At 39.7% G+C, this 11955-nt stretch carries 8 protein-coding genes; 4 read left to right on the forward strand and 4 right to left on the reverse strand.

The annotated features are described in order from the left end of the window. Nucleotides 1–50 precede the first annotated feature (50 nt). The 3 genes from guaA (at nucleotide 51) to ASG14_RS06400 (ending at nucleotide 4088) form a co-directional block, all read left to right on the forward strand. Nucleotides 51–1583: a glutamine-hydrolyzing GMP synthase gene (guaA, locus tag ASG14_RS06390; protein ID WP_056870271.1), complete on the forward strand. Its 1533-nt coding sequence runs from the start codon at nucleotides 51–53 to the stop codon at nucleotides 1581–1583. A gap of 96 nt (nucleotides 1584–1679) precedes the next feature. Next, nucleotides 1680–2900: an ABC transporter substrate-binding protein gene (locus ASG14_RS06395; RefSeq protein WP_056870145.1), complete on the forward strand. Its 1221-nt coding sequence runs from the start codon at nucleotides 1680–1682 to the stop codon at nucleotides 2898–2900. An 18-nt stretch (nucleotides 2901–2918) separates the two neighbouring features. Continuing rightward, complete coding sequence (locus ASG14_RS06400) at nucleotides 2919–4088, forward strand: RNA methyltransferase (protein WP_056870146.1); 1170 nt, start codon at nucleotides 2919–2921, stop codon at nucleotides 4086–4088. A 187-nt stretch (nucleotides 4089–4275) separates the two neighbouring features. Here the strand turns inward: ASG14_RS06400 and ASG14_RS06405 are convergent, their stop codons facing one another. The 4 genes from ASG14_RS06405 to ASG14_RS06420 all read right to left on the reverse strand — a co-directional run bounded on the left by ASG14_RS06405 (nucleotide 4276) and on the right by ASG14_RS06420 (nucleotide 10232). Further along, on the reverse strand, nucleotides 4276–4842 hold the full coding sequence (locus tag ASG14_RS06405; RefSeq protein WP_056870272.1) for a MarC family protein: 567 nt from the start codon (nucleotides 4840–4842) through the stop codon (nucleotides 4276–4278). A 78-nt stretch (nucleotides 4843–4920) separates the two neighbouring features. Then, complete coding sequence (locus tag ASG14_RS06410; RefSeq protein WP_056870147.1) at nucleotides 4921–6252, reverse strand: hypothetical protein; 1332 nt, start codon at nucleotides 6250–6252, stop codon at nucleotides 4921–4923. Nucleotides 6253–6350: 98 nt separating this feature from the next. Beyond that, nucleotides 6351–7871 (reverse strand): amino acid permease, encoded by a 1521-nt coding sequence (locus tag ASG14_RS06415; RefSeq protein ID WP_056870148.1) that lies wholly within the window; start codon nucleotides 7869–7871, stop codon nucleotides 6351–6353. A gap of 114 nt (nucleotides 7872–7985) precedes the next feature. Beyond that, nucleotides 7986–10232, reverse strand: a complete 2247-nt coding sequence (locus tag ASG14_RS06420; RefSeq protein ID WP_056870149.1) for a sodium-translocating pyrophosphatase — start codon at nucleotides 10230–10232, stop codon at nucleotides 7986–7988. Between the two features lie 262 nt (nucleotides 10233–10494). Between ASG14_RS06420 and ASG14_RS06425 the strand changes: the two genes are divergently transcribed. Further along, nucleotides 10495–11907 carry an APC family permease gene (locus tag ASG14_RS06425; RefSeq protein ID WP_056870150.1) on the forward strand — a complete coding sequence of 471 codons (1413 nt, stop codon included), beginning with the start codon at nucleotides 10495–10497 and terminating at the stop codon, nucleotides 11905–11907. Nucleotides 11908–11955: the final 48 nt, after the last annotated feature.

Raw genomic sequence — 11955 nt, forward strand, 5'->3', positions numbered from 1 at the left:
TTACTCAACAAAACAATTTAACAATTCCCTTTCTTTCCCTATCTTTGCGGATGCAAGAAAAAATCATTATTGTCGATTTTGGTTCGCAATTTACACAACTCATTGCCCGTAGAGTTCGCGAACTGAATATTTACTGTGAAATATATCCATTCAACAATCTTCCTGATATAAATACCCCGGATGTTAAAGGCGTTATCTTCTCCGGGAGCCCTTATTCTGTTCGTCAGGATGATGCACCTCAGGTTGATTTAAACAATTATCATTTAAAATTTCCTTTATTAGCCGTTTGCTATGGCGCACAGTACATTGCACAAAAATCTGGTGGTGATGTTCGTGCATCGTCAACACGTGAATATGGTCGTGCGAACCTAAGTTTCGTAAACCAGGAAAATAAGTTATTTAAAGGCATCAACATCGATTCTCAGGTTTGGATGAGCCATGGCGACACAATTACTAAAATGCCAGAAGGTGCGGAGTTAATTGCAAGCACCGAAAGCGTAGAAGTTGCTGCTTATCACATTAAAAACTCTGATACCTATGCCATTCAGTTTCATCCTGAAGTAACGCACAGCATCGATGGTAAGGTTCTTTTAGAAAACTTTCTTGTAGATATTTGTGGCTGTTCGCAGGATTGGACCTCTGCTGCATTTATTGAAACAACTATTGCCGAGTTAAAAGAAACCTTGGGTGATGACAAGGTTGTGCTGGGATTATCTGGCGGCGTTGACAGCAGCGTAGCTGCCGTTCTTTTGCATAAGGCTATCGGAACGAACTTACATTGTATTTTTGTTGATAACGGCCTGCTGCGTAAAGATGAGTACGAGCAAGTGCTGGAGCAGTACAAACACATGGGCTTAAATATTAAAGGTATTAATGCTAAAGAGCGCTTTCTTGGTCAGCTTGCAGGATTAAAAGATCCCGAATTGAAGAGAAAAGCAATTGGTCGTGTTTTTATAGAGGTTTTTGATGATGCTGCTCACGAAGTTACGGGTGTAAACTGGTTGGGTCAGGGTACAATTTATCCCGATGTTATAGAATCTGTTTCAGTAAACGGACCATCTGCTACCATAAAATCTCACCATAATGTAGGCGGTCTGCCCGACTTTATGAAACTGAAAGTGGTTGAACCACTTAAAACCTTGTTTAAAGATGAGGTTAGAAGAGTAGGTAAAGCCTTGGGTATAGACGATGTTATTTTAGGTCGCCATCCTTTTCCGGGTCCAGGTTTGGCTATTAGAATACTTGGCGATGTAACGGCAGAAAAAGTTGAAATTCTTCAGCATGCAGATTCAATCTACATCAATGAGTTAAAAGCTGCAGGCCTTTACGATAAAGTTTGGCAGGCTGGCGCTATATTTTTACCTGTTCAATCGGTTGGGGTTATGGGTGATGAGCGTACCTACGAAAATGTAATTTGTTTACGTGCGGTAGAATCAGTTGATGGAATGACTGCCGATTGGTGTCATTTACCTTATCCGGTTCTCGCAAAAATTTCGAACGAAATTATAAATAAAGTTAAAGGTATTAACAGGGTTGTTTACGACATCAGCTCTAAACCACCGGCAACTATCGAATGGGAATAGGAAATCAATCGCAATGATTTAATTTTTTATCACTATTATTATATATGCTGACAGAAAAGATAACTTTTGTCAGCATATTTTGTTAACAACCATACAATGATGTTAAATAAAAAACACTGGCTTGGCTTGGTAACTGTTCTAATTTTGGGTTCTTGCTCTCCAAAAATTACTACGGTAAAAACAGAACCTGTCAAAAAGCCCGTTGAGAAAGAAAAGCCTGCTGAAAAGAAAACTGTTAAAAAGTTTTCACAAGCCAGTATTTCGCTGCTTATTCCTTTTAAGTTGAATGAGGTTAACTTAAAATCAATGAGCAAAGCAGATGTAGAAAAGTATGCAATGCCGATAGATTTTTACCAGGGATTTAAACTAGGCATTGATTCTGCAGCTGCTTCAGGCCTGAATTTTAAATTAAATGTTTACGATACTCAGGATGATAACGCCCACATTGGTGCATTGTATAAAAACGAGAACTTTAGAAAAAGTAATATGATTGTTGGTCCGGTTTTTCCGGAAGGGCTCAAATACATTTCCAACTATTCCAAGCTAAATAATGTTCCTGTGGTTTCGCCTCTGGCAGCATCGGAGCCTTCTGATTTTAACAATCCAAACCTCATTTCAGTCGTAAATAATATCGATTTACATGCAACGAAGATTGCCGCCTATATTTCTAAAACTTTTAATCCTTCCAATTCAATAATTGTGATTATCAACACAAAGAAAACGGAAGATGAACAATTTGCATCACCGTTTAGAAAATATTTTCAGACACTAACAAACGGTAAATTTATTGTACAGGAATATCCCTCGGCCTTTGCCTTCGAAACTAAGATGATAAAAGGGAAGCAGTATGCGGTTGTAGTTACATCTTCAGATAGAGCCTTCGTGTTGCCGACGATTGAAAAGTTATACAAACTTAAAAATTTGCCTACCGGCGGTTATGCTTTGAATCTTTTCGGTCACCCGCTTTGGTATAAACAAAATTATCCGGCAGATAAACTTCAGGGCTTAAATACGGTTATCAGTTCCTCCTACAAAATCGATTACAGAAGCGCAAATGTTATTAGCTTTATCAAAAAATATAGAAGCAAATATGGTTTTGAACCAGGGGAATATGCTTTTAAAGGCTTTGATGAAGGCTTTTATTTCGGGAAGCTTATGGCTACCTATGGCGAAGATTATCTTCAATACATAACCAAAGAAAAACATAAGGGTTTACACAATAATTTCGCCTTTGTTTATGATGAACAGTTTGGCTATATCAATACCAGCTTAATGCTTTTGAAATACAAAATTTTCGCCTTAAATATAATCGAGTAAAAGCTATAAATTAAAAGAATGAGAGTAGAGCACCAGCTGAAGGCATTTGAACAGGTTTTGCAAAGTTACGATGGAACTTTACCCTTACATCGATTTTTACCGGCATATTTTAAGCAGAATAAGCAAATGGGCTCGTCGGATAGAAGATGGGCAATGCGACATCTTTATAGCTTTTTTAGGTTAGGGAAGGCTTTGCCGAAGCTCACAACTGAGGAAAGATTAAGCATAGCTGATTTCCTTTGCCATGATACATTGAGCTTAATTGTAGAAAAAAACCTTCCCGACTTAGTGCACAAAATCACGGCTTCTCAAATTGAGAAGATAGATTTAATCGCTTCGAAATACCCCGAATTTAATTTAGAAGACATTTATCCTTTTGCGAAACACTTGTCCAATGGTATTGATACCGGTCAATTTTTTAAGTCGTTCTTTCTGCAACCCGATTTATTTATAAGAGTTTCTGCCGAAGCTGCGCCATCGATTATGGCGACACTAGAATCAGAACAGATTCCGGTGAAACAGATTACCGAAACCGCTTTATCATTACCAAACGGCACAAAGCTCGAAAATATTTTAAAAGAAGGAAGCTATCAGGTTCAGGACTTATCTTCGCAACACACCGGAACCTATTTTCGGCCGGGTAAGTGGGAAAAGTGGTGGGATTGTTGCGCAGCTTCGGGTGGTAAAACACTCCTGTTACATAGTTTAGAGCCTGTTCTTGATTTACTGGTAACGGATTTAAGAGAAAGCATATTGTTAAATTTAGATGAGCGTTTCAGGCTGGCAGGAATTAAGAAATACCACAAAAAAGAGTTAGACCTTTTAAAAAATAACGACCAAATTTTACATCACTACACGTTTGATGGCATAATTCTCGACGCACCCTGTACTGGTTCAGGAACCTGGGGCCGTACACCAGAGATGCTGACTTTTTTTGAAGAACGCAAAATCAGCCAGTTCTCAACAATTCAAAAATCAATAGTAGGCAATGTTGTAAAATACCTAAAGCCAGGCAAACCTTTAATTTATATCACTTGTTCGGCTTTTGCTGCAGAAAATGAAGACGTAGTTAAATACATAACAGATAACTTCCCGTTAGAGTTAGAATCAATGGAATTGATTAAAGGTTATGAACAAAATGCAGATACGATGTTTGTAGCCAGGTTGCTGAAAAAAAACCAGGATTAAAAAGATCACCAGTTTACGAAGCAGAACTATTAAACATGGTTGTGCCAGGCTTTAAAACTTTTTTTCAAATGTTTCAACGCTTCTATTAAAACGGCAAGTGCCCCAATTATTACGGTATATTTTTCAAAGCTGTTCATTTTAGCTTTATTGTTTAGATAAATATACTTAAATTTTGTTACAGATTAGCCTAAAGGCCTGTGTTGTTTCTGAATAGCTTAATGGCGATTGCCAATAAAATTACGCCGAAAGCCTTTCTCAAAATGTTTAAACCCGACTTACCGAAAAGCTTTTCGAGCCTGTTGGTGTTTTTTAGTACGAAATAAACAAAAAGTATGTTTAAAATTATGCCAACCAGGATATTCTGAGTGTGGTACTCTGTTTTTAATGATAGGAGGGTTGTCATTGTTCCTGCGCCTGCAATCAACGGAAAAGCCAGGGGAACTATCGAAACTGTTTCAGGTGCTTCCTCTTTGAAAATTGTTAAGCCTAAAACCATTTCCATCGCTATAAAAAATATCACGAAGGAACCGGCAATGGCAAAAGATTCAACATCTAAGCCAATCACTTTTAGCAAAGATTCTCCCAAAAAGAGGAAAAGAATCATAAGGCCTGCAGCAACAAGTGACGCTTTTTCTGATTCGATGTGGCCCGCTTTTCGGCGAAGCTCAATCACCACAGGTATAGCGCCTAAAATATCGATGATGGCAAAAAGAACCATCGTAGTAGATAAAATCTCACTCAGGTTAAATTTCATAAAATCGAATTTCATAGGCCGGCAATTTTGACAAAGGTAGAGGAATTTGACTTAAATCCTTATTTATCAAATAATTTATTAGAAATAGAATTGTGTTCTCAATGTTAACACATTATCTTTTCTGTCGGTTGTATAGTCAGAAATTTGGGTAGATTCATTCTTGATTACATCGTAATACAGTACAGCTTTAAAGTGGGTGTTGAAGTGATGCAGAAGACCGAACCCGAAGGTATCAAATCTTACATCGGCTGCAGATAGGCCGGCTGCAGAAGATACATTCATGCCTTTTACCTTGGTATTTGGGTCGTACCAATCGTATTTCAATATCAATTGGTTATCGGTACTGTTCAAGGTTTGTACAAAAGTTATGTATGCGCCATTAAAATTTCTGGTGTAATATGGTAGCGGCACTGCTTTATTATCAACAGGATAAGAGCCCGGCGTGGTTGAGGTTGTTGAGGTGCCGGTTTGCAGCCCCGTAATTACCTCAGCCCGAAATTCAGATTTCCAGCTTTTCGTGTTTGTCGACAGCTGAATATCAGCGCCGTAGTATCTTCTGGGGGCTACCTTATTTAGAGTAGAAGCTGATGAATCTTTAGACATAAACCAGTTTCCGTTTAACTTTTCCATCTTATAACTAACAGGCAAACGATGATTTAGTCCGCCTTGCAGCGTACTAATACCACCAGCTATCGTAAACGATTTTAGCTTATATGGTTTGTGGCTCAACCTCATGATGAAATCCTTACTGTTATCAAACTCCCCGGCTCCCGCTAAACCCTGGCCGTTATAAATTCCAAAATCTAACGAGATGTTTTTAAGGCGGGCATCTTTCCACCTGGGGTTCAATGTAAAGGTAACGCCTAAATCGCGTTCGGTTTTCATTAAAATCTGCGACATTCGGCCGCGTTCCGGCGCCTCCCTTACCGATGAAGATAATTGTAGCTCATTGCCAAAAGGACGACCAGATAAACCCAGTGTTACGGCAAGAATTTTCCATTTGTTTTCGTAATACCTTCCCCAAAAATCTCTAACGGACACGCCTTGCTCGGTGCCATCAAACTGAAGTACAAAGTATGTTGAAGGTGCTCCATCGTCAGTTAACAGCATATAATCTGCCCTTAACCGGCCTCTCCTTAGCCGGAAACGGTTATTGGTAAATTCGCCAAAGTTGCCACCTTGATATTCTGCCTGCGTTCCGTTTGTTTGGGCAACCTGAAATTGAGGTTGTAAGTAGCCACTAAAAGATAACGAACCGTATTTTTTGGATATGATGAGCAAGTGATTAACCGTGGTCGAATCCATAACATCATTTATTGTTCTTTGCGCAAAGGCATTGGCTCCAACTACGAATAGAAATAATGTTGAAACTATAAACTTGCTTTTTATGATTGCCTGAAAAAAATTCATCGGTTACGTTTTGTGCAAAGGTAATTTATTAACAATTATTTAACACAAAAAAAAGCCCTGCGTTTTTCGCAGGGCTTAAAATATTTCGGTCAAAAATACTAATCTAATATTTCTGGTTTTGGAGGGTCAGTTGGGTGAACACCTTTGCCTGTTTTACCTAAAACGGAGTGCTTAGCACTGTATCCAAAGTAGATTATGAAACCTAAAGCTAACCAGCCAAACAGCCTTAACCAATTTGTCCAGCCTAGGCCAAGAATCATCAGTCCGCATGCAAGCACACCCAAAACCGGTATTAATGGCACCCAAGGTGTTTTAAACTGACGAGGAAGATCAGGATCTGTTTTTCTTAAAATAATAACAGCGATACATACCAGCATAAATGCAAATAGGGTACCGATACTTGTCATATCTCCAACAACATCACCAGGAATAAAGGCAGCAAACAAGCCCACAATAACTAAAATTACGAGGTTGGCTTTGTATGGTGTTTTAAATTTTGGATGTAAATCGCTAAACATTTTAGGCAATAAACCATCTTTACTCATCGAATAAAATACGCGGCTCTGGCCCAATAACATCACTAATATTACTGAAGAGAAACCAGCTAAAATTGCAACGGTAACCAGTTTAGCAAGCCAGCCATAACCGGTCATATATTCACTTATTGCGGCAACCACAGAAGCTTCGCCACCTTTCGTTCTAAAAAACTCTACCGGTGCAATACCTGTTAAAACGTGTGCAAAAAGGATGTAAAGAATAGTACAAACCGCCAATGAGCCTAAAATTCCTATTGGCATTGCTGTTTTTGGATTTTTAGTTTCCTGAGCAGCCGTACTTACTGCATCAAATCCGATGAAGGCAAAAAATACCGTTCCAGCGGCCCCGACTACGCCCCAGAAGCCACCAAAACTATGACTGATACCTGCATGATCGACATATGTTGTGGCAGGTGGAATATATGGATGGTGGTTGGCTTCATGAATGAAACCCCAACCCAATACAATGATTAAAATTACGATGGCAACTTTCGTAATAACAATAACGCCATTTACGAAGGCAGATTCAGAAGTTCCTTTTATAAGCAATAAGCTCAAAATACCAACGATAAACAACGCAGGTAAGTTCATGATTCCATTAACCGTTCCATCAGGGTGTGATTGAAAAGGCGAGTGGCACCATTCATAAGGTATTGGAGCCACATGGAGCACCTCGACCAGTAATTTGTTTAAATATTCGCTCCAGGCAATACCTACGGTAGCGGCACCAACAGCATATTCTAATACTAAATCCCAGCCAATTACCCAAGCCATCAACTCGCCCATGGTTGCGTAGGTATATGTATACGCACTACCCGAAATTGGGATAGATGATGATAATTCAGCGTAACATAAGCCAGCTAATGCGCAGCCGATAGCGGCAATAATGAAACCGATTGTAACTGATGGTCCGGCATTTTGAGCGGCTGCAGCTGCAGTACGAACGAATAAACCAGCACCAATAATAGCTCCAACACCCAGTGCTACTAATGCTCCGGCACTAAGTGTACGCTTTAAGCCTTTGCCAGAATCTCCTGCTTCTTCAAGCAACAAATGCATCGGCTTTTTAGAAAATAAACCCATATTATAGTTTTGTTTAGATTAATTCAGTTCCAAACGTAATTAAAAATTACGGAAAAATAAAAGGGATTTTGGTTAAAAATCCCTTTTAATGGTATTATATCTTAGTTTTTACAACTAATGCGTGAGCGTGTCGGTTGTATTTACCAAAGTATCAATAATTACTTTACCTGAAGCATCCGTTTTTTGCTGAATCCTGATTTCTTTGCGAACTTCCTGACGTTGCTCCCCTGCTACTGCCTTAACAGCGATGTATGGAGCAATAACAAGTGAAACGATAGACATTAATTTGATTAAAATGTTCATCGAAGGACCAGATGTGTCTTTAAAAGGATCGCCAACCGTATCTCCGGTAACGGAAGCCTTGTGTGGTTCGGATTTTTTGTAAAACATTTCGCCATTAATCATTACACCTTGTTCGAATGATTTTTTGGCGTTATCCCAGGCACCACCTGCATTACTCTGAAAAATTCCCATTAACACGCCTGTAACGGTAACGCCGGCCAATAAGCCACCTAAAACTTCTGGTCCGAAGGTGAAACCAATAACTATAGGTGTAATTAATGCGATAGCACCCGGCATCATCATTTCACGGATAGAAGCTTTTGTTGAAATGGCAACGCATTTTTCATATTCAGGTTTCGCCTTGTATTCCATTATGCCCGGAATTTCCCTAAACTGGCGTCGAACTTCCTGCACCATATCCATTGCTGCTTTACCTACTGCCTGAATGCACAATGCCGAGAAAATAAAAGGAATCATGCCCCCAACAAATAAGCCAGCCAGAACTGGTGCTTTGTAAATATCAATTGCAGTAATGCCTGCAATACCTACAAAAGCCGCGAATAACGCTAATGAAGTTAGCGCTGCCGAGGCAATTGCAAATCCTTTCCCAGTAGCTGCAGTTGTATTGCCAACGGCATCTAAATTATCTGTACGCTCACGAACTTCGGGTGGAAGCTGGCTCATTTCTGCAATCCCGCCTGCGTTATCGGCAATTGGTCCGAAGGCATCAATTGCGAGTTGCATTGCCGTAGTCGCCATCATGCCGGCGGCAGCTATCGCAACACCGTACAATCCTGCAAAATGATACGATGCCATAATTCCACCTGCTAAAACCAGAATTGGAATCACGGTAGATTTCATACCAACAGATAAACCGGCAATAATATTAGTAGCATGGCCTGTTGAAGATTGCTGAATAATTGAATTTACCGGTCCTTTGCCCATTGCGGTAAAGTACTCTGTTACCACACTCATTATTGTGCCTACAACCAGGCCCACTATGATGGCATAAAATACATTTATACTCGAAAACTCATATCCCCGAAGGTTTAAAGTTTCTGGCAGCATCCATTTAACAATAAAATATGATGAAACCGCAGTTATAATTATTGAAGACCAGTTTCCTAAGTTTAATGCATTCTGCACATTTGATTTTTCGTCCTTAATAGTTACGAACCAAGTACCGATGATTGAGAAGATAATGCCCAATCCACAAATTACCATTGGCAACAGGATAGGAGACATGCCGCCGAATTTATCGACAACAGTAATTTCTTGTCCTAAAACCATGGTAGCAAGAATAGTGGCAACATACGATCCAAATAAATCGGCGCCCATGCCGGCTACATCACCCACATTATCGCCTACATTATCAGCAATAGTGGCAGGATTTCGAACATCATCTTCCGGAATTCCAGCCTCAACCTTACCTACTAAGTCGGCGCCAACATCGGCTGCTTTTGTATATATGCCACCGCCCACACGGGCGAACAATGCAATAGATTCGGCACCTAGTGAGAAGCCTGTTAAAACTTCAATAGCGGTTCTCATTTCTACGCTATTTGCATTAGTTACATGAAATATTTGTAGAAAGGCAATAAATAATCCTCCCAAACCTAAAACAGCGAGCCCGGCAACACCTAAACCCATAACTGTACCACCTGTAAAAGAAACTTTTAGTGCCTGCTTAAGGCTGGTTCTGGCGGCTTGCGTTGTTCTCACATTTGCTTTTGTGGCGGCTTTCATGCCGATATATCCCGCTGAAGCGGAAAAAACTGCTCCAATGATAAAAGAGATGGAAATGATCCAGCTGGAGTGCATTGGTACTCCCTTAATTTCAGTTATCGTTCCTGAATAGGCCAGCAACGCCGCCGTAAAAACTGCAAAAATACTTAAAACCCGCCATTCAGCTTTTAAAAAAGCCATAGCGCCGTCGGCAATGTATCCCGCAAGTTCCTGCATTTTTTCGTCGCCCGCATCTTGCTTACTCACCCAGGCGCTTTTAATCAGCATCACAATAATTCCAACAAGGCCAAGTGCAGGAATAGCATAAATTAAATTGTTTTGTAAAAAGTCCATAGTTGATATTTGGTTTTTGATTTATTTGTTCAACGTTCTGTTGCTCATATCTTATAAGTATGGTTAGTACTTAATTAAAGAACATTGATTTTTTGATTTTGGTTATTAGTTTAGCAATATAATAAAATAATTTTCTACTGATCAACAGGTAAAAGAAAATTAACATCACTGCTAAATATTTTTTTATTCGATTAAAATAATACAGTACAAGTCGCCACGAATTGTTTTTTTTAAATAAATTAGCCACAAACTAAACTTAATTATGGAGAAAGAACCACAGGACAATGCTTTTAAAAGAGCACTTGGCCTTTTTGATGGTACAATGCTGGTCGTTGGGTCGATGATTGGCTCAGGTATTTTTATTGTTAGTGCAGACATAACCAGGCAGGTTGGCTCGGCTGGGTGGCTAATTTTGATTTGGGTTTTAACAGCCGTGGTTACCATGATTGCAGCTGTAAGTTATGGCGAACTGAGTGCCATGTTTCCGAAGGCTGGTGGTCAGTACGTTTATTTAAAAGAGGCATATAATAAGCTTATCGCTTTTTTATACGGATGGAGTTTCTTCGCGGTTATACAAACAGGAACTATCGCCGCTGTTGGCGTAGCTTTCTCAAAATTTGCAGCCTATTTATACGCACCGCTAAGCGATAAAAATATTTTATATGATGCGGGCAGCTTCAAACTAAATGCCGCCCAACTGGTATCAATTGCGACTATAATTCTATTAACCTACATAAACAGTAAAGGCGTAAAGGATAGTAAAATTCTTCAAACCATATTAACAATTATTAAAATACTCTCGCTCTTTGGCTTAATTATTTTCGGTTTCAGTTTGGCCGCTAATGCGGAAATCTGGCATGCTAACTGGGCCGATGCCTGGTCTACACGTTCATTTGATCCAAAAGCGGGCGTTTGGACCGACGTAGCAGGAAAAGCTTTGCTTTCAGGTATTGCCGCGGCTATGGTTGGTTCATTATTCAGCAGCGACGCATGGAACGGGGTAACTTTTATTGCCGGTGAAATCAGAAATCCTGAACGCAACGTTGGTTTAAGCTTATTTTTAGGAACTTTTATCGTTAGCGTCATTTATATACTTGCAAACCTGATGTACCTGGCTGTTTTGCCGTTACAGGAAATTGCAACCGCGGCGGATGATCGGGTGGCTGTAGCTGCGGCACAACCAATTTTCGGAAGTATCGGTACATATATAATCGCCATTATGATCATGATCTCGACTTTCGCCTGCAATAATGGATTAATTATGGCTGGCGCACGCGTGTATTACACAATGGCAAAAGATGGATTGTTTTTCAAGAAAGCGGCAGTTTTAAATAAAGCAAGTGTTCCGAGCTGGGCACTTTGGGCGCAATGTGTTTGGGCTTCGGCATTGTGTTTAACAGGTAAATATGGAGATTTGCTGGATTTCGTTATCATTATCGTAATGATCTTTTACATCCTTACCATTTATGGAATTTTCATTCTCCGTAAATCTCAACCCAATACCGAAAGGCCATATAAGGCTTTCGGTTATCCAGTGTTGCCAGCATTTTATATTTTAGTGGCTATCGCAATTTGCATTGGCTTATTAGTTTTCAAAACCAGTACATGTGGCTGGGGCGTAGCCATTATGCTGGCGGGCGTACCAATATATTACCTAACAAAACCTAAAGAATAATCGTAATGGATTAACGCCCGAACCTGATTCGGGCGTTGTTTTTATGTA

It is taken from the genome of Pedobacter sp. Leaf194 (genome assembly GCF_001423945.1).
In the GTDB taxonomy this organism is placed as follows: domain Bacteria; phylum Bacteroidota; class Bacteroidia; order Sphingobacteriales; family Sphingobacteriaceae; genus Pedobacter.